Source organism: Pseudomonas moorei (assembly GCF_008801475.1).
GTDB lineage: Bacteria > Pseudomonadota > Gammaproteobacteria > Pseudomonadales > Pseudomonadaceae > Aquipseudomonas > Aquipseudomonas moorei.
This window is the reverse complement of sequence record NZ_VZPP01000006.1, coordinates 404,178-427,398: the sequence shown is the minus strand read 5'-3', so window position 1 is coordinate 427,398 and position 23,221 is coordinate 404,178. Positions and strand designations below refer to the sequence as shown.

Here is a 23,221-nt window from a genome sequence, read left to right as displayed (position 1 = left end):
ACGCATACCGTCTGGATAACTACGTCGCTCCTGCAATCATCGTCGGCAACCTGGCTCCTTCTTTTCCCCGGGATTACGTGAAGAACCTTTTTTAAGGTTTATTCAGACCGGAAACTGCAAGGCGTTGGTCAGGTCGCCCATCGGCGCCTGGCCTCGGGCGATCATCGCTTCATCGCGCTGCTTCAGACCCTCGAGTTTTTCCAATTGGAACACCCGGGTAATCAGCCGCAGGATCGACGCGGTGTCATACACCGTGTGATCGACCGCGCCTTTGCGTGAAAACGGCGAAACCACCAGGGCAGGCACCCGCGAGCCCGGGCCCCAGCGATCCCCCTTGGGTGGGGCGACGTGGTCCCACCAGCCACCGTTCTCATCGATGGTCACCACAACCACCATGTTTTTCCACTGTGGGCTTTGTTGCAGCACTTTAAGCGCGCGAACGATATGTCGGTCACCCGACGCCACGTCGGCATAACCGGCGTGCATGTTCAGGTTGCCTTGGGGTTTGTAGAAAGTCACCGCCGGCAGCTTGCCCGCCTCGGCGTCGGCAAAGAACTTGTTCGTGCTGGATTCGTCCCCCAGACCGCCATCGCGCAGGCGCTTTTTACGTTCCTCCGGGTTTTCCGGGCCCTGGCGTTTGAAATAGTTGAACGGCTGGTGGTGGTACTGAAAGTTCGGGATTTTCGGAATGCCTCCCGAATCCTTGTACTGCTCCAGCGTCGCCTGCCAGGCCCCCGCGTACCAGGCCCAATCGATGTTCTTCTTCGACAGCTTGTCGCCGATGTGCTCGTGGGTCTGCGGAACCAGGACGTTCGGCAGATCAGGTTTGGAGTAGTCCGGATGGTCCGGGTCGCGGATCCACGTCGGCCAGTAGGGCGGGGCGAGGGTATTGACCCCGTAACCATCGGGCGTCAGCGCGCTGGGGCCGAACTGCGGCGGACCGGTCATGGCGCTGGCCGGCGAGGACTCCAGCGGTTTGAGGCGTGGGTCAGCCGGATCGTTGCTTTGCAGCACGGCAATTTGTGATTTGGCAACCGAATTGGCCGCGTCCGGATAAAACGGTGCGGTGGCGCTGATCAGGTATTGGTGGTTAAGAAATGAACCACCGAAGGCGCCCTGGAAGAAGTTGTCGCAGAGCACGAAATCCCGGGCAATGTCCCATAGGCGCAGGGAATATTGGCTCTGGGCATAGTGGCCCATGGTCAAGCCTCCGGAATCGGCCCAGGCGACAAAGCCGTCGTTCTTGCCGCCGTTGATCTGCATCTGGTTCTGGTAGAACACGTGCCACAGATCGCGGGTCACCAGACCGAACGGCAAGTCTTCCGCGTTCGGGCCTTTGAGGGCGAAGGGCGCGTTGGGCAGGTTTTCCTGAAACTGGACGGCGTTGGGATAAGTCACGCCATCGAGGGTTTGCGGACCGATCTGCAAGACACCGCCCCACACCGGCGGCAAGGTTTGCAACAGGCTGCCATCGCGGTCGCGCTGCTGATAATCGGCAGGCTGGAGCGCTGATAGCGGTTTCTCGACCCCGGGAAAATCGCCAAAGAGGTTATTGAAACTGCGGTTTTCGGCGTAGATCACCACCACGGTTTTCACCTGGTCGTGCAGGGCTTTGTCGAGTTCTTCGGCCGATAGCGGACGATCAGGCGTCTCGCCTGGCGCATTGTCCTGATTGCCGTAAGCAGTGAGGGCTGCGCCGGCGCCGAGTACCGCGACGCCACCGAGAAAACGGCGGCGACTGGTGTCGATGGGGTGGTCGGATTCGGCTGAGGATGGGTTTATACCGTCTGTTTCGTCGCTCATATCGAATCCCCTGGCCTGGTCGAGTTGTTTCTACATGTTTCGGCCGGACGCTAGCAAGGGATTGTGACAGATGGGTGACGACTCACCGTTCAAAGGTGAAGACGAGCCTGCTCGCGAAAGCGGTACGTCAGCCACATTCATGGCGGAAGTGCTGCCGTCTTCGCGGGCAAGCCCGCTCCCACAGGTTTGGTGTGATCTCTGTGCATAGGCGCTGGCTTGTCGGGTCGCCGCATCGTAGCGAAGGTCGGCAACGATAACGCGAGCCGCCTGGATAACCACATCGTCCCTGCCCAAACGATCATTGGTCATCGCCCATCGACGTGGCTCACCTATGCTCGTCTCAGAGTGAAACAGTTGTCGCGAAATTAAACGTGTTGCCGGGTCGGTATCCTGGGAGAAACGCCCGACGATGTTGGCAAACCATTGATTCAACGAGGTTTTAACAAGCTGGCACGCTCCGTGTATTGCTCATCGCAGACGTTTCTACTGCCTCCGTCAGCGGCTTGCCGCCGGCGGCAGAAACCCAAAAAACGATAAGCCACAAAAATAAGAAAGCACCGTGCGAGGTTCGACGTTGATGAAGAGAAAACTCCGATCAGGCATGAGCGCCAGCCTGCTGGCCGTAGCCGCTTGTATAGCGCTGCATTCGCCTCACAGCCTGGCAGCCCGCGACGCCCAGACCATCCTCAAGGAAACCTGTCAGGGCTGTCATACCCCCGAAGCCGATAACGCCCTGAGCCGCATCAGCCACCAGCGCAAAACGCCGGAAGGCTGGTTGATGAGCATCGCCCGAATGCAGACCATGCACGGTTTGCAGATCAGCGATGAAGACCGTCGGACGCTGGTCAAGTACCTGGCCGACACCCAAGGCCTGGCGCCCAGCGAGACCGACGGCGTGCGCTATGCGCTGGAACGCCGGCTCAACACCGTCGAAAAGTTCGACGAGCAGACCAGCCAGATGTGCGGTCGCTGCCACTCCGGTGCGCGGGTGGCCCTGCAACGGCGTCCGGCTCAGGAGTGGGAGCGCCTGGTGAATTTCCACCTCGGTCAGTGGCCGTCCCTGGAGTACCAGGCCCTGGCCCGCGATCGCGACTGGTTCGATATCGCTCGAAAAGACATGGTGCCGCTGTTGGCCAAGCGCTATCCGCTGGACAACCCGGCCTGGAAGAAATGGCAGAGCGTGGCGCCGAAGTCCGACGCATTGGTAGGCGACTGGAGCTTCAGCGGCCACTTGCCGGGCAAGGGTGAACTGGCGGGTGTGATGAGCGTCAGCGCTGACGGCAGCGACACCTTCAAGGTCAGCGTCAAAGGTCAATACGCCGACGGTTCCCCATTCAATGGCGACGGCAGCGCGATCCTCTACACCGGCTACGAATGGCGCGGCAACGTCACCATCGACGGCGTGACCATGCGCCAGGTGTTCGCCGCCCAGGGCAATGCGATGCAGGGCCGGATGTTCGAGGCCGAGCACGATGAGCGTGGCCTGGACTTCGTCGCCGCCAAACAGGGTTCCGCCCGTTTGCTGGCGGTTCAGCCGGGTTACCTGAAGGCCGGCAGCGAAAGCGAAGTCACCCTGATCGGCAGCGGTCTGAGTGGCAAGCCGAATTTCGGCAAAGGCGTGGAAGTGCTCGAAATCGTCGAGCAGAGCCCGCAGCAAATCAAGGTCAAACTCAAGGCCGCCGCCAATGCCCAGCCGGGTCTGCGCGCAGTCTCCGTCGGTACGCTGAAAGGCCCGAGCCTGTCGGTGTACAGCCAGATCGCCGAAGTCAAAGTCGTGCCTGAGTTCTCGGTGGCGCGGATCGGCGAAGGCGGCGGTTCCACGCCGAAAGTCCAGGGCCGTTTCGACGCGGAAGCCTGGGGCAAGGGGGCCGATGGCAAGCCGTATCGCATCGGCGTGTTCCCGGCGCAGTGGAAGGTCGAGGCCTTCGACGAGCGCGCCAAGGAAGACGAAGACGTCAAGTTCGCCGGTACCATGCAGGCTGACGCGGGCGTGTTCACACCGGGCGATGCCGGACCGAACCCGGCGCGCAAGATGTCCACCAACAATGCCGGCAACCTCAAGGTGATCGCCGCCGTCGACGACGCAGGGAAATCCCTGACCGGCGAAGGCCACATGATCGTGACCGTGCAACGCTGGAACAATCCACCCATTCCGTGAGGTTGAAACGTGAGCCTGGCTGCAGGCAAAGGCTTCAGACACTTTTCGGAATGACCGCAAGCCCCGCATAACGGGGCTTGCACAGGAGGTTTGCAATGGGCGCTATCTTGAATCTGGTCGAACGCAACCTGCACGAAGTGCACGTTGATGCCGACCGCATGCTGTTCCATATCCCCAGCAGTTCGCTGTTCGCCAGCGATGAACTGACGGGCACCATCATCGATACCTTGCGCGGTCCCGGCTGCTCGTCGGACGACCTGATCCAGCGGCTGTCCGCGCGTTTCAACGGTGAAGAAGTCACTGAAACCCTGCGCGAGCTGATGGCCCTGGAACTGGTCAGCGACGGTTCGCCGCTGACCCCGGACATCGCCACCAAGCGGGTCGAACGCACGGCGATCAACACCGTGGTGCTCAACGTCAACACCGGCTGCAACCTGAGCTGCACCTACTGCTACAAGGAAGACCTCGACAAGCCTTCGGCCGGCAAGAAAATGGACGTCGAGACGGCCATCGCTTCGGTGGAGATGCTGCTGCGCGAATCCCCGGATGAAGAGCGTTTCACTGTGGTGTTCTTCGGCGGAGAGCCGCTGAGCAATCGCAAGCTGATCGAGTACATGGTCGATTACTGTGAAAAGCGTTTTCGCGAAGCCGGCAAGTTCGTCGAGTTCGTGATGACCACCAACGCTACGCTGCTCACCGAAGAAACCGTGGACTACCTCAACGCCCACCGTTTCGGGCTTTCGGTAAGTATCGACGGGCCGAAAACCGTGCACGACCGCAACCGCATCACCGTGGGCGGGCAGGGCACCTACGACGTGGTGCGGCGCAAGGCTGAAATGCTGTTGTCGCGCTACAACAGTCGTCCGGTCGGCGCGCGGGTGACCCTGACCACCGGCGTCACCGACGTCGAAACGATCTGGGATCACCTGTTCAACGAACTGGGGTTTGCCGAAGTCGGTTTTGCCCCGGTCACCTCAGGCGACATCAGTACGTTCAACCTGACCAGCGATGAACTGATCGAAGTCTTCGCCAACATGAAGAAGCTCGGTCGACGTTACCTGGAAGCGGCGCTGGAGCACCGCAACATCGGCTTCTCCAACCTGCATCAGTTGATCACCGACATCCACGAAGGCCACAAAAAAGCCCTGCCCTGCGGCGCGGGCCTGAAGATGCTGGCGGTCGATCACAAGGGTGAATTGAACCTGTGCCACCGCTTTACCGGTTCTAGCCTGCCAACCTTCGGCAATGTGCACAGCGGCGTAAAACAGGTTGAGCTGAACGACTTCCTGTCCCAGCGCCTCGACCGTACCAACACCGGCTGCGAAGACTGCCAGATCCGCAACCTGTGCTCCGGCGGTTGCTACCACGAAAGCTACGCCCGCTACGGCGACCCGACCCATCCGACCTATCACTACTGCGAACTGATGCGTGACTGGGTCGACTTCGGCATCGAGGTCTACACCCGGATCATGGCTCACAACCCTGCGTTCATCAGCAGCTACATCACTCCGCGCAAGGCTCACTGATATGAAACATCTCAAGGCAATCAATAACAAAGCGTTGAAGCTGGATCAGGCCGCGGACGAAAACCGCATCGAAGAAGTGGTGGCGATGAGCTCCGTGGCGGGCTGCGCCTCGACCACCGACCCGGGTTGGGAGATTGATGCGTTTGGCGGTGTGTCGTCGCTGTGCCAGCCGATGGAGGCTGACCTGTATGGCTGCTCCGATCCGTGCTGGTGGCCGGCCCAGGTGCCCGACATGATGAGCACCTATCCAGACTGGAACAAGGATGCCCAAGCGTCCAACGAAAACTGGCGCAACCTCGGCACTGTCTTCCCCAAAGACAAGTGATCAGATAAGAAGAAGGATTCCAGCATGCACAGCATCAACGCCTGCGGCCTGGCCGCTTTCGCCCTCCTGAGCACCTGTTCGCTCAACGTGATGGCCGATGAAAACACCGCACTGCAAGACGGTCACGAGTACATGTTGACCACCAATTACCCGAACAACCTGAACGTGATCGACCTGGCCACCGACAGCCTGTACAAGACCTGCAAGATGCCCGACGCCTTTGGTCCCGGCACCGTGCAACTGTCGCCGGACCGCAAGACCGCCTATGTGCTGAACAACCACTATGCCGATGTCTACGGCGTCGAACTGGACAGCTGCAAGCAGGTGTTCCACGCCAGCATCACCCAGAAGCCGGGGGAGAAAGCGCGGTCGATGTTCGCCTTTACCCTCAGCCACAACGGCAAGGAACTGTTCACCGTCGCCAACCCGACGCTGATGCTCAACGACCGCTACGAAGTGCAGCAGCCACGGCTCGATGTGTACAAGACTGACGCCGGCATGGACGCCAAGCCCGTGCGCAGCTTCCCGGCACCGCGACAGCTGACCATCATGCAGAGCGGTGACGACGGCACGCTGTACGTGGCGGGGGCGGATGTCTACAAGGTCAACGTGCAGACCGGCAAATTCGACGTGCTGATCCCGAGCCGCCACTGGAAGCGCCCGAACTACAGCGCCCCGGACGTGCTGTACGTGTGGAACCAGCAGACCTATCGCCATGACTTCTCGCTGCTCTATACCGCCGCGAAATTCAAGGACAAGAAACAGGACCCGGCCACCGCCGAATACCTGTATGGCCTGTTCAGCATCGACCTGAAAACCGGCAAGACCGAAACCACCGACTTCGGTCCCCTGACGGAAATCTACTTCAGTGGCATGCGCTCGCCCAAGGACCCGAACCTGATGTTTGGCGTGCTCAATCGCCTGGCCAAGTACGACATCAAGCAGAAGAAACTGCTCCAGTCCGCCACCCTGGATCATTCCTACTACTGCATTTCCTTCAATAAGGATGGCAGCAAGATCTACCTGGCCGGGACCTTCAACGATGTGGCGATCTTCGATGCTGACAGCCTGAAGCAGATCGGCAGCATCAAGATGCCGGGCGGGGACATGGCGATTACCACGGCGCAGGTGTTTGTGCGGTAATCGCGGCGCCTGAGCTGACGCCTTCGCCGGCAATCCGGCTCCAAGGGTTTTTTTGGCAGTGCACAACATTTGTGTGCCTTCGAAATCCCCCAAGGAGCTGGCTTGCCAGCGAAGAGGCCTTCAAAACCAGCACACAATCAAACCCCCGGCACCGGGCAGCTCAAATCACCTTCCTGACACTTCAGATAAGTCTTGAACGTCTCGACCCGCGCCTTGGTCAACGCTGTAATGCAATTGCCGTAGACCAGCGGATAGACACTCCCGCCTTCCACCCCTGACGCCGAAAACTTGCACTCGGCATCCCGAAACGCAATCCACGAACGCTGTGCGCTCACCAACAGTTTCTTGCTGTCGGGATTGGCCTTCAGTCGTGTGGTGATTTGCTGATAGAGCGCATTCAACTCCTTGTCAGCCGCCGCGTGCTGTTGCGCCGCGCACTGGTTCATCGTCGTCTGGTCGGCCGCGTTGTCGCAGTCCACGGCATGGGCCAGGGTGGTCAACATCAAGGGTGTCAACGCCAGAAGAAAGCGTGGAGGCATGTCAGAAGCTCGCTGTGACAGGGAAAAGAGCGGTGCAGTTTAGCGCAGCGCAATCTTCGGCCCTCTACGTCTGCCATTCAGGGTGTTTCTTGACCGCGTCACAGGTAAGCCAAGGCGCGTCGTGGGACGTCCAGATATGCGCCTGAGGCGTCATTTTCGGATCGTCATCCAGTGTGGCGACACGAACGATCACGTGGGGCTGGGCCAAACGTTCCGCCATCAGATGCGAGCCGCACACCGAACAGAAATGCCGCCACTTGCCCGGCGAGGACTCAAAGCTGCTGAGCCGGTCCTGGCCCTTGATCCAGCGAAAATGCTCGCGCATCACGCCGGCAGTCGACGCAAAAGCCGCCGCGTGCGCCTTGCGGCAGGTATGGCAGTGACAGTGGCTGATGGGCATGTCGAGGCTGTCCACTTGGTAATGGATGGTTTTGCATAGGCAGCTTCCCTGCAGTTTGTTCATGGTGCCTCCCGGTGGCATGACTGGATTCTGCGTTGTGGCGGTCAACGTTAGCAGGTTCGATCGACACCAACCGCCACCGTCAAAGCAGAACTAATCGTCACGAATACAGCCGAATACTTCGGGCAACGTTGATCGCCACACAACTTTAGGGTTGGACAAGTGGTCTTACAGGCCTACTGTTGTTCAGTACAGGAGGTGACTTATGAACCCAGCATCAGATCGCATCGAAAGGAAGATCCTGCTCAAGGCGCCGCGTTCACAGGTCTGGCGCGTCATAGCCCATGCCGAGGAGTTCGGGAAATGGTTTGGCGTGGCGCTGGACGGAAGGCGTTTTGTCGCCGGCGAGTGGACCCAGGGGCAAGTGACGTACCCGGGTTATGAACATGTGTTGTGGAACGTGTTGGTCGAACGGGTCGAGCCGGAGCGACTGTTTTCGTTTCGCTGGCATCCGTACGCCGTGGAATCGGGCTTCGATTACTCCCAGGAACCCACCACCCTGGTGAAATTCGAGCTCGAAGACATGGACAAGGGCACGTTGCTTAAGGTGTCCGAGTCGGGATTCGACCACATTCCCCAAACTCGCCGACTCAAAGCGTTCCGCATGGACAGCCGGGGTTGGGATGAGCAAATGAGCAACATCGAGCAGTTTCTTATTGCCAAGGCTCACGAACGCCAGGTGGAATGATCACACCCGCAAAGCTGCAAGTCAGCCGCAGGTCGCGTCATTCGCGGCCTTCGCGCTCGAAGTCCGACATGTCCAAGGGACTTCGGAAGGGCAGCTATAGCGAATGTCCTACAAGTGTTAGTAGATATGTCCTCTATTGCAGATTGGATCCCATGCGTATTCTGGCCCCATCCACTGAAGCACAGGGAGTGCTCAGGATCATGGATGATCGGCCTGCATGGAATGCTGACGACAGGGAGTCGTAATGGTCTGGGAAGAACCCGCTTCGGCGGGTTTTTTTATGGGCGCAAGAAAAGTATTGGCTGCGGGAGCCGGGTTCCCGCAGCCGCTCTTTTAGCGTCGATCCAGTTTCGCTGCGGCACGTTCGGTGATTTCTGCACGCAGCTTCAATGAACCGGCAGCGCGCTTGCGGGCTTCTTCCAACACGCTGGCTGGCGCCGTTTCCGGGCTGCCCGCGGCGAATGGCGGCGCCGGGGCGTATTCGAGCTGCAGTTGCACCAACTGCGCGGTGTCCTTATCGAACAGTTCGGCGGCCAGGGTCAGGGCGAAATCGATGCCCGCGGTGATCCCGCCACCGGTCAGCAGGTTACCGTCGCGCACCACCCGGTCTTTCACCGCAATCGCCCCCAGCGGTGCCAGCAGTTCGTGATAGGCCCAGTGGGTGGTCGCACGCTTGCCCTTGAGCAGGCCCGCCGCGCCGAGTACCAGAGCACCGGTGCAGACCGAGGTGACATAACGCGCGTTGGCGGCTTGAGACTTGATAAAGGCCAGGGTCCGGTCATCTTCCATCAACGCACCGACGCCGCTGCCGCCAGGAATACAGATCACATCCAGCGCAGGGCAGTCGTCAAAAGTGACGGTCGGTTTCAACATCAGGCCGGTGCTGGCGGTGATGGGCATCAGGTCCTTCCAGATCAAATGCACCTTCACATCCGGCAGCGAGGCCAACACGTCGTAAGGGCCGGTCAGGTCGAGTTGTTGAACCTGTGGAAACAACAGAAAACCGATCTGCAAGGTCATGGTGTTTTTCTCATGAAGTGGGTGGACGGCTTCACTGTAGGCTCGTAGGATTTGGCGTATACGCCAATAACCCCACGAATTACGCCAATCATGCCCAAGATCATTCACGTGCTTGCGTTTCCCAACGTGCAACTGCTCGATGTCACCGGGCCGTTGCAGGTGTTCGCTTCGGCCAACGACATCGCCCGTCAGCAAGGTTTGCCGCCGCCCTACGCGCCGTCGGTGATCGCCAGCGGCGGCGGGGCGGTGATGTCATCGGCGGGATTGGCCTTGTTGGCCGAACCGTTGCCGGAGCAGGGCACCGACACCTTGATCATCGCGGGCGGCTGGGGCGTATATGCGGCGGCTGAAGATCAGCCTTTGGTGGCGTGGGTGCGCGAGCATGCAGTAGGGTGCCGGCGGGTTTCATCGGTGTGCACCGGGGCGTTTTTGCTGGCGGCCAGTGGCTGGCTCGATGGTCGGCGCGTGGTGACCCACTGGACCCGTTGCGAGCAATTGGCGCAGCAGCACCCGCAATTGCGGGTCGAGCCGAATCCGATCTTCATCAACGATGGCCCGGTCTGGACCTCGGCGGGAGTCACCGCCGGCATCGACCTCGCGCTGGCCATGGTCGAGCAAGACCTCGGCCGCACCATGGCCCTGGAAGTAGCGCGGCAACTGGTGGTGTTCCTCAAGCGGCCCGGCGGTCAGTCGCAATTCAGCGTGACCCTGTCTTTGCAAAAGGAAGGCAACCGGTTCGACGAACTTCATGCCTGGATCAGCGAAAACCTTACCAAGGACCTCGGCGTTCCCACCCTGGCTCTGCAGGCCGGCATGAGCGAACGCAGCTTCGTGCGCCACTACCGCGCCGACACCGGCCAGACCCCGGCCCGTGCCATCGAACAGATCCGCGTCGAAACCGCGCGACGGCTACTCAGCGACACCGGCGTGCCGATCAAACGGGTCGCCGTGCAATGCGGATTCGGCAGCGAGGAAACCCTGCGCCGCAGCTTTCTGCGCGCCATGGGCGTGACGCCACAAGCCTATCGTGAGCGGTTTTCTGTCAGCGCCGCAGATCCCGTGCTGCCTTGAACGCGGGGGACGTCAGTCGATGCGCAGCGCTTTTACTCAGCCGCCTCGACTTCCGTCACCTGATTGAAGTACTTCGCCCGATCCGGCGTAAACGTCACCACCATCCGCGTGCGTGAACAGGTCAATGCCCGCTCTTCACTCAAATCCACATCCAGGTCCTCGCCGCGCAAGCCCTGCCACTGGGCGAGGTATTTGAGGGAACCGTATTTTTCGAGTTTTTTCAGGCTGCGGCTGACACCACCCTTCCAGCCCAGCACCGGCAGTTCACCGGCCAGGCACCGTTGCGCGAGGTCCGGGAAGCGGACGGCACGCTGGCGGCCGATCTCCCAGCATTTGATCAGGCCCCTGTCGTGGGCCTCCCACAGTTCGTCGCGGGTCAGGCCCGAGCGCAAGGGCGATTCGATGCTGCGATGGATGCGTTGGGTCATTCTGGTTCCTTGAATTCGGGGTGGTTGGACAGCTCCGCTGTGCCCGTTGATCGGGGATGTTAGGTGGGGATGTAACGGCTGGCAACAGAGTATTTCTGCATGTTTTGTTTAAGAAATGTAGGACATCCACCTGGGGTGAACAGGTGACAGGCGCTGGCTTCAAGGCTGCCAGACACTCTTCTCCCCACTCAACTTCCGATCCAGAAAACACGCCGCACTGATCAACGCCAGGTGCGTCAGCGCTTGCGGTGTGTTGCCCATGTGCCGCGCGTGACTGTCGAATTCTTCCGCGTACAACCCCAAGGGGTTGGCATAGCGCAGCAGTTGTTCGAACTCCAGATGAGCCTTTTCCAGGCGACCGGCCCGGGCCAGGCATTCGACGTACCAGAACGAGCACGCGGCGAACGCGCCTTCGGTGCCGGGCAGGCCGTCGATGTGTTTGTCGTCATTGTGGTAGCGATACACCATGCCATCGCGCACCAGATTCTTTGCGATGGCGTCGAGGGTCGCCAGCCAGCGTGGGTCCTTGGCGCTGACGAAACGCACCAGCGGCATCAGCAGCATCGAGCCGTCGAGGGCGGTGCCGCCGATGTGCTGGACGAAATGCCCGTGTTCCTCGTTCCAGAAGTTTTCCCAGATGTCCGAGTAGATGGCCTGGCGGGTCTGGTCCCAACGGGCGAACGGGGCGGGCAGGGAGCGTTTCGAGGCGAGGCGGATCGCCCGGTCCAGCGCCACCCAGCACATCAGGCGCGAGTGCAGGAAATGGTGCTGCTCGCCGCGCATTTCCCAGATACCGACATCTTCCTGCTGCCAGGTTTCGCAGACCTGATCGACCACTTCCACCGTGTGCTTCCAGCCCTCGTGGGAAATGGCTTCGCCGTACTTGTTGACCAGGTACACCGCGTCCATCAGCTCGCCGAAGATATCCAGCTGGACCTGCGTATACGCCAGATTGCCGATGCGCACCGGGGTCGCACCACCATGGCCGGACAGGTGCGTGAGTTCGACTTCCGGCAGTTCCTGGCGACCGTCGATGCCGTACAGGATATTGATTTTCATCGCGTGGCCCCGACAGTCGCTGACCCGTCCGCGCAACCAGCGCATGTAGGCGTTGGCCTCGTCGACGAACCCCAGGCGCATGAAGGCATAGACCGTGAATGAGGCGTCGCGGATCCAGGTATAGCGGTAGTCCCAGTTGCGTTCGCCGCCAACGCTTTCCGGCAGGCCGAAGGTCGCGGCGGCGAGGATGGCGCCGTGTTTACGCGAGGTCAGCAACTTCATCGCCAGCGCCGAGCGGTTGACCATTTCCCGCCAGCGCCCACGGTAGCTGGACTGCCTGATCCAGTCGCGCCAGAACTTCAGGGTGCGTTCCAGGCACAAGTCGGCGGCACCTTCCTTGAAGCGGGGATCGTCGACGGCGCCGAGCAGGCATTGCGCGGTCTGGTCCTGTTCGAGGGAGAATTCGGCCACCGCCGCATTGCCGTCGATCCTTAGGGGCTGATCCGTGGACAGCCGCAACGACGGTTGACCGGTGGCGGCGAATACAACGTCCTTACCATCCAGGCGGGCGAGGGTGGTGGCACGGGCGTAGTCATGGCGCACCGCGCAGCGCAGGCGAAAGGTCGCCCGGCCACTGACCACGCGCACCCGACGCATCAGCATCGGCAGGTCATCTTCGGTGTCGCCGATGGGCAGCAGGTCGGTGATTTCGACCACGGCGTGATCACTGAGCCAGCGGGTTTGCAGCACGTTGGTGTCGGGCAGGTAAATCTGCTCGCGACGCGCATCGGGCAAGTCCGGGGACAGCTGGAAAATGCCGGCCTCGGGGGTGTCCAGCAGCGAACAGAAAATCGACGGGCTATCGAACTCCGGCCAGCAGAAAAAATCCACGCTGCCCTTGTCATTGACCAGCGCCGCGCTGCGCATGTCGCCGATGATGCCGTGGGCGTCGATGGGGCTTTGTCGTTCCGGGTGATGATCAGGCATTACCGTGACGCTCCGGGAATTGAGGTCCTATGCAGCTGACTGATTGGGATGGCCTGGAGTTCATTTACCCGCGATGGGGCCTTCACATTCAACCAACAAATTGCCGCTTCCCCCTCATTCCAGCGTTGTGGCAACGTGCAGGCCCTGATCGAGGCCGGCCCCCATGGCAAACCCCTACTGGGAATTCAGCGAGGCACCGATCATGAAGCTCAACTGGCTGACCAGAATGAACGGCAGCCAGTCTTGCAGGATCGGCAACCATTTATCGGTGGAAGGAATGGCCGGCTTGCCCTGATTGATGCGTTGGTAGAGCGCTTCGGCACGGCGGATCTGTTCCGCGGTGGGCTTGACCCGCACCGACTCGTAACCGATCACCTGATTGCCTTCGAAGATCGGCGTCACGTAGGCATTAACCCAGTAGTGATCACCGCTCTTGCAGCGATTCTTGACAATGCCCATCCATGGCAAGCCTTGTTTGAGTGTTGCCCACATGTGCGAGAACACCGCGGCCGGAACGTCGGGGTGGCGAACCAGGTTATGCGGCGCGCGGATCAGTTCCTCACGAGAAAACCCGCTGATTTCGACGAAGGCGTCGTTGCAGTAGGTGATCAGTCCCTTGGCATCGGTGGTGGAAATCAACCGTTGCTGAGCCGGGAAGGTCCGTTCGCGTTGTGTGATGGGCTAGTTGTTACGCATGGCTTTTTCAATCCGCAAGGTTTTCAAGAGTTGTCGGCTGCGTCGCGAATTTGTTGAATATTTTTTTGCGGAACCTGACGGGCTTCGCAAATTCGCCGCGAAAGCGAAGGTCGAGCCGCCCGGCGGCTGCGCTTTTCAGGTTTCCCTTGATGGGATCCAAGCGTATGATTCGCCGCTGTTTTGCGCAGGGTGTTTGCTGCTATCAAGGTTGGGTCAGTACACAGCCCTCGAGGTGTCGCCGGGTTTCCAGCATTTACATTAATGGAATTTGATTGTTGTTCAGCTTTGGAAAAGGGCTGGGGATAAAGGGTTAGTTTCAATGCTTAAGAAAGTTGCAATCATAGGGACGTCGTTCAGGTTTCCAGGATCTACTTCTGCAACTTTTTGGCAGCACTTGCTGGACCGGCGAAGCTTCATTACCCAAGCGGATTTTTCCCGCTGGTCCAAAGACGAATTCCTGCACCCGGACAAGGCGAACCCTGCAACGTCCTACACCTTTGCTTCCGGATCCCTCGGCGATATTTCGACCTTCGACGCCGGATTCTTCAATATCTCTCCTCGTGAAGCGGCGGTCATGGACCCTCAGCAGCGCTTGTTGCTGGAGCTTGGCTGGGAATTGTTCGAGAACGCCGGCGTCAAGCCGTCGAGCCTGCGTGGCAGCAATTGCGGTGTGTACCTGGGTATAGCCAGTGTCGACTACAGCTACCGCCTGGCCCATGACATGTCGATGATCGACGCCGCCACCGCCACCGGCAACACCTTCAGCATCGCGGCCAACCGGTTGTCCTTTTTCTACGACCTGCAAGGTCCGAGCATGGCCATCGACACGGCGTGTTCTTCTTCGCTGATCGCGTTTCACCAGGCTTGCCAAGCCATTCAGAGCGGCGATATCGAACAGGCGATTACCGGTGGGGTCAGCCTGCACCTGCATCCTTTCGGCTTCCTGATCTTTTCCAAGGCTTCGATGCTGTCGCGCACCGGGCAATGCCACGTGTTCGATGAAGCGGCGGACGGCTATGTCCGCTCCGAAGGCGCCGGACTGTTCTACCTGAAGGATTACGACAAGGCGATCGAGGACGGCAACCAGATCCTCGCGGTCGTTGCCGGCACGGCGGCCAATACCGATGGGCGCAAGTCGAGTCTGACGGTCCCGAGTGCGGATGCGCAGATTGCCCTGATGAAACAGGCTTACGATTCGGCAGGCATTGCAGCGGCCGACATCGATTACCTGGAAGCTCACGGCACGGGCACACCGGTGGGTGATCCCATCGAGAGCCGGGCCATCGGCGAAGCGCTGGGCCAGCAACGCCCGTCGAATCAGCCACTGCTGATCGGTTCGATCAAAAGCAACATTGGCCACCTCGAGGCCGCCTCGGGCGTTGCCGGCCTTATGAAGGCGCTGCATTGCGTGATCGAGCGCAAGGTGCCGGCGACCATTGGCATCAACAAGCTCAATCCGAACATTCCTTTCGCCGATCTCAACCTGAGTGTGGTCACCGAAACCCAAGCCCTCAAACCCACTGGAAAACTGGTGGTCGGGGTCAACTCCTTCGGGTTCGGCGGGGCCAACGCCCATGTGATCCTGGAGAGTGCGCCACCGGCAGCACCAGCCGCGAGCCAGGCGCAACACTCTGTGCCGCTGCTGGTTTCGGCCAAGGACAGCGCAGCCCTGACCGATCAGTGTGAACAGCTTGCGCAGTTCATGTCCGCGCCGGACGCCCCGAGCCTCTACGACGTCGCCTACCAGTCGCTGTGCCGTCGCGAATTGCACCCGCAGAGAGTTGTGGTGCTCGGTGCGCAGGCGCAGGGTAGCGCCCAGGCGCTGCTGGATTTCGCCACCGAACCTGGCGTGCCGGCGTTGTCGGCGGTGCTGGAAAGTGGCCGCGCCGTGGAGCAGGCCAACGGTCCGGTATTCGTTTACTCCGGCAATGGTTCGCAGTGGCAGGGCATGGGCCAGTCGTTGCTGGCCGACCCGGTGTTCCATCAGGCGGTTGCCGAGCTGGACGCGATTTTCCAACCCTTGTCCGGTTATTCGCTGATCGCGGAACTGGCGGGTGAGCTGGGCGACGACCGTTACCCACTGACTGAGTTTGCCCAGCCGGCGCTGTTTGCATTGCAGGTGGGTGTTACCCGCATGCTGGCGGAAAAAGGTGTCGTGCCGGTGGCCGTGATCGGCCACAGCGTGGGTGAAGTCGCGGCTGCCTGGGCGTGCGGCGCGTTGACGCTGAATGACGCCACGGCGGTGATCTACCATCGCAGTCGCCTGCAAGGCTTGACCAAGGGCTGCGGCCAGATGTCGGCGGTCGGCTTGTCGGGTGACGACACTGCGAGCCTGTTGCAGACACTTGGCCTGGACAGCGAGCTGGTTGTCGCCGGGGATAACAGTTTCAAGGGAGCGACCGTCGCCGGCTTGCCGGCAGCCCTGGATTCCCTGGAGAGCGCCTTGACCGAGCGTCAGGTGTTCGTCCGCCGTCTGGGTCTCGATTATGCGTTCCACTCGCCGGCCATGGAGGTGATTGCCGATCAGGTGGTCGCGGCCTTGAGCGACATCGTTCCGGGACCTGCGCGTATTCCCCTGTATTCGACCGTGACCGGCGACCTGCTGGCTGGCGAATGCCTGGACGCCGAATACTGGTGGAAAAACATCCGTTATCCGGTGCTGTTCAAATCGGCCAGCGAAGCGCTTGTCGAGCAGGGTTACAACGTATTCGTTGAAGTCGGGCCACACCCGATCTTGCGTGCCTACGTGACCGATGCACTGAACAGCCAGGAACGGGAAGGTGTTGTGATTCCGACCGTGCTGCGCGGCGAAGAGTCCCCGCAGTCCATCGACCGCACCCTGGCTAAGGTGCTGATAGCCGGTGTCGACATCGATCTGCAATGCCTGTTTTCCGCTCCCGGGCGTTTCGTGCGGTTGCCCAATTACGTCTGGCAGCGCGAACGTCTGTGGCACGCCGATTCGCCGGAATCGAGCGGCAACCTGCGGCGTGAACGCGTCCACCCGCTGCTCGGTTACCCGTTGCCGGAACATGAATTCACCTGGGACAACCGCCTCGATACACAACTGTTCCCGTCACTGGGCGATCACATGGTGGGCGATTCGGTGTTGTTTCCGGGGGCAGGTTTCACCGAACTCGCACTGGCCGCTGCCTTGCAGTATCAACCCGGCGAATTCGTTGAAATCGAAGAACTGGAGATTCACAGCCCGCTCTTGCTGCATGCGGAATTCAGCAAGAAAGTCCGGGTGACGGTCGATAGCAGCGACGGCACCGTTTCCATTGTGTCGCGTACCACCGCCCAGGCCGAGCCATGGGTGCAGCATGTGGTCGCCAGGCTGCCCGGCGAAGCGCGCGGCGGTCTGCTGGCCTGTGCTGCGCCGGCCTTGCCGGCACGTGCACCGGATTTCACCTCGTCCGGGCACCTGGCGCTGACCCGTGCCGTCGGCCTCAATTATGGTCCGGCCTATCAGGCGGTGCAGGCCGGCTGGATCGAGGGCAATCAGGTGTTGGCGCGCTTGGCGGTCCCGACCCCGATCGAAGCAGAACTGGCCAGCCTGAATCTGCACCCGGCGCTGCTGGACAGTGCCTTCCAGTTGATCACCCAGCTGTTGAGCCAGGAGGCCGGCAGCCGCAAAGGCCTGGCCTTTATTCCGGTGAAGCTGGGGCGTATCGCCTTTGCCACTGGCAGCCTGCCGCCTTGTCTGGCCCAGGTCAGCCTGGTGAAACGCTCGGAGCATTCGCTGCTGGCGGATTTCACCTTGTACGACGCCGAGGGCCGCGCGGTCATCTGCATCAAGGACGCGCGTTTTCGCGGGGTGCGACTGCACAAGGATCGCAGCGGCGACATCAAGCTGGCGGATTTTGTCGGGGTTGCCAAACCCTATCCCGCCAATGAACGCGCCGTACCCACGGCCGGTTCAGCGTTGCAGGCGTTGCTGCAGCAGCACCTGGACACTGTCGCGGATGAGCCTGGGCTCGTCCGGTATGCCCATGAAATCGACCCCTTGCTCGACGGCCTGTGCGCCAGCTTCCTGCTCGAAGCCATCGACAAACTCGGCGGTGAACTGACCCGCCAGCAGCACGCCACCTGGAACGCCGGCAGTTACCTGGATCATCTGCTTGCACAAGCAGTAGAGGATGGCAGCCTGGTCGCGGTCGGCAATGACACCTGGCAATTGGCCGATCAGGGCGAGCGCGCGAGTGCCCAGGACATCTGGCAGGAACTGTTCCGCAGCTATCCCGAGCATTTCCAGGTCATTCATTCGGTTGGCCGTATCGGCATGCACCTGCTGGAGTTGATGAGCGGCCAGGTGGAGCTGGCGCAGCTATTGCCACGGGAAACCACACCCGCCGTATTGACCCGTCTGGTGCTCGGCGCTGGCGGCTACCACGCGGTGCTGGGTGGTTTGCGCGAGCACATCGCCCAACGGTTGCGCGCTCTGCCTGACGGGCAGCGCCTGCGTATTCTCGAGCTGGGCTTCGAGGGCGCGCCATTGGCGGCCGATCTGTGTGTTGGCCTGGATTTCGATCGGGTCGACTATCAGTACGTGGCCCGGAACATTGAAGCGCTGTCGATGCTCCAGGCTGACTTCCCGGACCTTCAGGTGCTGAACCTGGAAGACACGGAAAAAGTGGCCCGGGTGCCGGCCAATGACTTCGATTTGCTCCTTGTCGCCACCGACCTGGCACCGCTGGAAGCACTCAGCCAGGGCTTGCAGCAGGCGATTACAAGGTTGGGGGCTAGGGGCGAAGTGCTGCTGCTGGCGCAACACCCTGCGCGCTGGGCAGACTTCACCTTCGGCGCCGAGCCGTCCTGGTGGCTCGCCCGCCAGGGGCAGCAGGCGCTGTCGGTGCAGCAGCCCCCGGGTTTCTGGCAGCAGGAATTGCGGCGTCATGGCCTTACGGTATCCGAGCCGCTGGAGTTGATTCCGGACATGGCATCCGGCAGCTACCTGCTGGTAGCCGGCAAGGACAACGCAAAGACTCTCTCGGTCGCCCCGGCGTATCCCCATCAACGCTGGTTGCTGGTTGCTGACGAGCAAGGGCCTGAAGGTCCATTGACCGAGGCACTGGCCACGATCCTGCGCGAGCAGGGTCAGGACGTCGCGCTGCTCGTGCCGGGCTCGACCGCGGTACTGGCGCAACAGTTGAGTGCAGGGCCGGCAGCTCAGCACATCGTGATGCTCGCCGGTCTGTTCGCCTCCCTGGGTCTGGATGCGCAGGTGGATCGCTGCATGCTCGCCGCAGCCATCACTCAGGCCTGTGAGTCGGTCGGCATCGCCGCCGATTGCTGGTTGCTGACCTCGGGCGCCGCTGTTCATCTGCTGCCCCCAGGCGCTGCGCAGGAAACGACGGTGACTCACATCGCCGATGCGGCCTTGTGGGGTTTCGGTCGGACCCTGAGCAATGAAGCGGTCGGCTGCCGTGTCCGTCTGCTCGATCTGGCAATGGGCGCCGACGCCAGGCACCTGGCCACGGCACTGCTCAATGCCGATGAAGAAACCGAACTGGCGCTCAGCGCGGCGGGCGATCGCTATGTCGCACGGCTGCGAGTCCAGCCCGATGAATGGCCGCAAGACGGCACGCCGCAGGTGCCGGCGCAGATCAAGCTCGGCTTCGACTTGCCGGGTCAGTTGCGCCATTTGCGCTGGGAAGCGGGGGAGCCAAGGCTACCGGCTGACGACCAACTGGATATTGAGGTTCAGGCGACCGGCCTGAATTTCCGTGATGTGATGTATGCATTGGGTCTGCTGTCCGATGAAGCGATTGAAAACGGCTTCTCGGGTCCGACACTGGGCTTCGAATTTGCTGGCGTGGTGCGCGGCAAAGGGGCGTTGGTCGAAGGCGATTTCCAGCCGGGCGACCGCGTCGTCGGCTTCGGTCCTTCGAGCTTCGCCAATCGCCTGGTGACCAATGCCAACGCGGTGGCGCGCATTCCTGAAGGCATGTCCTTCGAGGCCGCTGCGACCATCCCGAGTACCTTCTTTACCGTGTACTACGCGTTGCACCACCTGGCGCGCCTTGAGCCGGGAGAGAAAATCCTGATTCACGGTGCAGCGGGCGGTGTGGGAATCGCGGCGATCCAGATTGCCAAATGGTGCGGTGCCGAAATCTATGCCACCGCGGGCAGCGACGAAAAGCGCGATTTCCTGCGGCTGATGGGGGTCGAGCATATTTTCGACTCGCGTTCGCTGGCCTATGCCGATGAGATCCTGGCCATCACCGATGGCCGTGGCGTGGATGTGGTACTCAACTCGCTGGCGGGCGAGGCGATCAATCGCAATCTGCGGGTTCTCAAACCCTTTGGTCGCTTCCTCGAACTGGGCAAGCGTGATTTCTACCAGAACACCAAGATCGGCCTGCGCCCGTTCCGCAACAACATCAGCTACTTCGGCATCGACGCCGACCAACTGATGAGCGAGCGTCCGCAACTGACCCGTCGATTGTTCGGCGACATGATGGAGCTGTTCCGCGAAGGCCTCTTGAGCCCGTTGCCGTACCGTGCCTTCGATGCCAATGAAGTGGTCGAAGCCTTCCGCTACATGCAGCAGGCAAGGCAGATCGGCAAGATTGTGGTGACGTACCGCACGCCGATTCGAGGTGTGGTCGCGACATCGATGGCGCCCGCACCGACGTTGTCGCTGGCTGCGGATGCCAGCTATCTGGTCACCGGCGGGCTCAGTGGTTTCGGCCTGCGCAGCGCGCAATGGCTGGTGGAGAAAGGCGCCCGGCACCTGGTCCTGCTGGGACGACGTGGCGCCGCGACGGAAGAGGCGCAACCCTTGTTGGCGTTGTGGCGCGAACAGGGCATCGAGGTCCAGGCACTGGCCTGTGACATCACCGATCGCGCACAGCTGCTGTCGGTCATGACGCGTATCCAGGCCAGCGGCCAGCCGTTGCGTGGCGTGGTGCATGCGGCAACGGTGTTCGACGACGGCTTGATTCGCAATCTGACCCTTGAACAGTTGCAGCGCGTTCTGGAGCCCAAGGCCAAGGGGGCGCAGTACCTGCATGAATTGACGGCCCATTTGCCACTGGACTTCTTCGTGCTGTTCTCCTCGGCAACCACCCTGTTCGGTAATCCGGGGCAGGCCAACTATGTGGCCGCCAACCATTGGCTCGAAGCACTGGCGCGCCATCGCCTGGCGCTTGGTTTGCCGGCCACCAGCGTGCTGTGGGGGGCCATCGATGATGCGGGGTTCCTCGCCCGCAACCAGGACATCAAGGACGCCCTGCAAAGCCGCATGGGGGGTGCAGCCCTGCAGTCGGAGGCGGCGCTGCAAACCCTGGAACGCTTGCTGTTGCAACGCCGTTCGGGCCTGGGCGTGCTGGAGCTGGACTGGAAGGCGTTGTCGCGCTTCCTGCCAGCCGCCGGTTCACCCAAGTTCAATGAACTGGCGAGGTTGCACGGCGGCGAACAGGACGAAGAAAGCGATGCCGACGATATCCAGCGGCTGCTGGCGGAAATGGACGACCCCGAGCTGATCGAGCTGTTCAATGAAATGCTCAAGCAGGAAATCAGCGAAATCCTGCGTATACCCACCAGCAAACTGGATATCACCCGACCGCTCCAGGAGTTGGGTCTGGACTCGCTGATGAGTGTCGAGCTGGTGGTCGCGGTCGAGGAGCGGTTCGGTGTACGTCTGCCGGTCATGGAACTGAGCGAAGCGTCGAACATCGGCAAGATCACCGTGCGCATCCTCGAGCTCTTGCGCGGCAACCAGGACGGCGATGTGCAAGTGGATGGCGAAAACAACCTGCAGTCCCTGGCGAGCGAAACGTTCTCGCGTCACGGCGTCGACATTTCCCGTGACGACATCGTGCAGTTGAGCGATGGCCTCGACGCCCAGGGTTCCAAACTTTCACGCTTGATTAATTGATCCGGACCATGACCCATAAAACCTCGCCCGGGCTTGCTACTTCGATGAAGGACAAGCTGATCCAACAAGCCCTGGAACGGCGCCTGCGCAAGACCGGCGATGGTGCGCCAAGCCCATCGCTGGAGGGTATCAAAGGCGCCCCGCGCGAGGAGTTCGGGCAATTCTGCCGATTTGACCAGTTCCCCGGCTATCAGCAGTTACGCATCATGCTTGACGGCGCCGCGCGCTTTGGCCTGGCCAATCCGTTCTTCAAGCTGCACGAAGGCTTGGCGGGGGCTGAAACCGTCATGGGCGGTAGTCGCTACGTCAATTTCGCGAGCTACAACTACCTGGGTTACTCGGGGCATCCGGTTGTCGCCGAAGCCGCCAAGGCCGCGATTGATCAGTACGGCACTTCGGTATCGGCCAGCCGCCCGGTCTCCGGCGACCGTCCGATTCATCGTGAGCTGGAGCAGGAGTTGGCTCGACTCTATGAAGTGGACGATGCCATTACCTTCGTCAGTGGTCATGCGACCAACGTGACCACCATTGGTTACCTGTTCGGCCCACGGGACCTGATCCTGCATGACGAACTGATTCATAACAGCGTGCTGCAGGGCATCCAGTTGTCCGGTGCGCGGCGCTTGAGCTTTGCCCACAATGACTGGGAAGCGGTCGACCGGGTCCTGAGCGATCAGCGTCAACATTTCGAGCGCGTGTTGGTGGTGCTCGAAGGCATTTACAGCATGGACGGAGACTTCCCGGACCTGCCTCGTTTCGTCGAGCTCAGAAGCAAGCACCAGGTGTTGTTGATGGTGGACGAAGCGCATTCCCTGGGCGTCATGGGGCAGACCGGCAAAGGCATCCGCGAGCATTTCGGCCTGGCCGGCGGTGATGTGGATATCTGGATGGGCACCCTGAGTAAAAGCCTGGCCAGCTGCGGTGGATACATTGCCGGTGAGTCGGCGCTGGTGGAGCACCTCAAGTTCCTGGCGCCGGGCTTTCTCTACAGTGTCGGCATGCCACCTTCGGTGGCGGCGGCAGCGTTGGCGGCGTTACGTTGCCTGCCGGAAGATGGCGAACGCGTCGCCACCTTGCAGGCGCGTGGCCGGCAATTCCTTGAGCTCGCCAGGGACGCGGGCCTGGACACCGGCACCAGCACCGGTCTTGCGGTGGTGCCGGTCATCACGGGCAGTTCGCTCAAGGCCACCCAATTGTCCAGCGCATTGTCCCGTCGCGGCATCAACGCCCAGCCCATCCTGCATCCGGCAGTGCCCGAGAAGTCGGCGCGCGTGCGCTTTTTCGTGTCGTGCCTGCACACCCCGGAACAAATCGCCGAGACCGTCGCCATCGTTGCGCAGGAACTGCAGAAGCTCTAAGGCGCGCGGTCGAAGACCAACGCAATCTCCGAAGACGCCTTCGCCGGCAAGCCGGCTCTACGGGTTGGGTGTGGCTACAGACTCATGCGTTTTTTGTAAGAGCTGGCTCGCCAGCAAAGGCGGTCTTGAGACGTGCGGCGC

The 23,221-nt window shown here is 61.1% G+C and carries 15 protein-coding genes and 1 pseudogene; 9 read left to right on the top strand and 7 right to left on the bottom strand.

The features are described from left to right. Positions 1-102: 102 nt before the first annotated feature. Complete coding sequence (locus F7R06_RS14375) at positions 103-1,803, bottom strand: acid phosphatase (RefSeq protein ID WP_090318427.1); 1,701 nt, start codon at positions 1,801-1,803, stop codon at positions 103-105. 577 nt (positions 1,804-2,380) lie between these two features. Here F7R06_RS14375 and peaA point away from each other — a divergent pair. The 4 genes from peaA (at position 2,381) to peaD (ending at position 6,955) form a co-directional block, all read left to right on the top strand. Next, positions 2,381-3,961: a quinohemoprotein amine dehydrogenase subunit alpha gene (gene peaA / locus F7R06_RS14370; protein WP_090318430.1), complete on the top strand. Its 1,581-nt coding sequence runs from the start codon at positions 2,381-2,383 to the stop codon at positions 3,959-3,961. A gap of 95 nt (positions 3,962-4,056) precedes the next feature. Then, positions 4,057-5,487, top strand: a complete 1,431-nt coding sequence (gene peaB / locus F7R06_RS14365; RefSeq protein ID WP_090318434.1) for a quinohemoprotein amine dehydrogenase maturation protein — start codon at positions 4,057-4,059, stop codon at positions 5,485-5,487. A gap of 1 nt (position 5,488) precedes the next feature. Then, the gene (gene qhpC / locus F7R06_RS14360) at positions 5,489-5,812 is read left to right on the top strand and encodes a quinohemoprotein amine dehydrogenase subunit gamma (RefSeq protein ID WP_007971075.1); all 324 of its coding nucleotides are present in this window, start codon (positions 5,489-5,491) and stop codon (positions 5,810-5,812) included. A 24-nt stretch (positions 5,813-5,836) separates the two neighbouring features. Continuing rightward, positions 5,837-6,955, top strand: a complete 1,119-nt coding sequence (peaD, locus tag F7R06_RS14355; protein WP_090318437.1) for a quinohemoprotein amine dehydrogenase subunit beta — start codon at positions 5,837-5,839, stop codon at positions 6,953-6,955. Between the two features lie 137 nt (positions 6,956-7,092). Here peaD and F7R06_RS14350 read toward each other — a convergent pair whose 3' ends face one another. Both F7R06_RS14350 and F7R06_RS14345 read right to left on the bottom strand, forming a co-directional pair. After that, entirely contained in the window at positions 7,093-7,494 is a 402-nt protein-coding gene (locus tag F7R06_RS14350) for a lysozyme inhibitor LprI family protein (protein ID WP_090318440.1), read from the bottom strand. Between the two features lie 64 nt (positions 7,495-7,558). Then, on the bottom strand, positions 7,559-7,957 hold the full coding sequence (locus F7R06_RS14345; RefSeq protein ID WP_090318442.1) for a GFA family protein: 399 nt from the start codon (positions 7,955-7,957) through the stop codon (positions 7,559-7,561). A 202-nt stretch (positions 7,958-8,159) separates the two neighbouring features. Here F7R06_RS14345 and F7R06_RS14340 point away from each other — a divergent pair, with 202 nt between their 5' ends. Further along, positions 8,160-8,642 (top strand): SRPBCC family protein, encoded by a 483-nt coding sequence (locus F7R06_RS14340; RefSeq protein ID WP_090318446.1) that lies wholly within the window; start codon positions 8,160-8,162, stop codon positions 8,640-8,642. Between the two features lie 333 nt (positions 8,643-8,975). Here F7R06_RS14340 and inhA read toward each other — a convergent pair whose 3' ends face one another. Further along, positions 8,976-9,662, bottom strand: coding sequence for an isonitrile hydratase (gene inhA / locus F7R06_RS14335; protein ID WP_090318449.1), 687 nt, complete (start codon positions 9,660-9,662; stop codon positions 8,976-8,978). 90 nt (positions 9,663-9,752) lie between these two features. Between inhA and F7R06_RS14330 the strand changes: the two genes are divergently transcribed. Then, positions 9,753-10,733, top strand: coding sequence for a GlxA family transcriptional regulator (locus tag F7R06_RS14330; RefSeq protein ID WP_090318452.1), 981 nt, complete (start codon positions 9,753-9,755; stop codon positions 10,731-10,733). A 32-nt stretch (positions 10,734-10,765) separates the two neighbouring features. Here the strand turns inward: F7R06_RS14330 and F7R06_RS14325 are convergent, their stop codons facing one another. The 3 genes and pseudogenes from F7R06_RS14325 to F7R06_RS14315 all read right to left on the bottom strand — a co-directional run. Then, a complete protein-coding gene (locus tag F7R06_RS14325; protein WP_090318455.1) occupies positions 10,766-11,161 on the bottom strand; it encodes a hypothetical protein in 396 nt (131 codons plus the stop codon). Positions 11,162-11,320: 159 nt separating this feature from the next. After that, the gene (locus F7R06_RS14320) at positions 11,321-13,147 is read right to left on the bottom strand and encodes a glycoside hydrolase family 15 protein (protein WP_090318458.1); all 1,827 of its coding nucleotides are present in this window, start codon (positions 13,145-13,147) and stop codon (positions 11,321-11,323) included. Between the two features lie 180 nt (positions 13,148-13,327). Further along, positions 13,328-13,825: pseudogene (locus tag F7R06_RS14315) on the bottom strand (PAS domain-containing protein); the annotation flags it as partial. 16 nt (positions 13,826-13,841) lie between these two features. On the opposite strand from F7R06_RS14315, the gene F7R06_RS14310 reads away from it, so the two are divergent. Genes F7R06_RS14310 through F7R06_RS14300 form a run of 3 tightly spaced genes read left to right on the top strand, consistent with a single transcriptional unit; the run spans position 13,842 to position 23,080 of the window. Further along, complete coding sequence (locus tag F7R06_RS14310; protein ID WP_139204760.1) at positions 13,842-14,105, top strand: hypothetical protein; 264 nt, start codon at positions 13,842-13,844, stop codon at positions 14,103-14,105. 57 nt (positions 14,106-14,162) lie between these two features. After that, positions 14,163-21,722 carry a type I polyketide synthase gene (locus F7R06_RS14305; RefSeq protein WP_090318461.1) on the top strand — a complete coding sequence of 2,520 codons (7,560 nt, stop codon included), beginning with the start codon at positions 14,163-14,165 and terminating at the stop codon, positions 21,720-21,722. Between the two features lie 8 nt (positions 21,723-21,730). Beyond that, positions 21,731-23,080, top strand: coding sequence for an aminotransferase class I/II-fold pyridoxal phosphate-dependent enzyme (locus F7R06_RS14300; RefSeq protein ID WP_090318466.1), 1,350 nt, complete (start codon positions 21,731-21,733; stop codon positions 23,078-23,080). Positions 23,081-23,221: the final 141 nt, after the last annotated feature.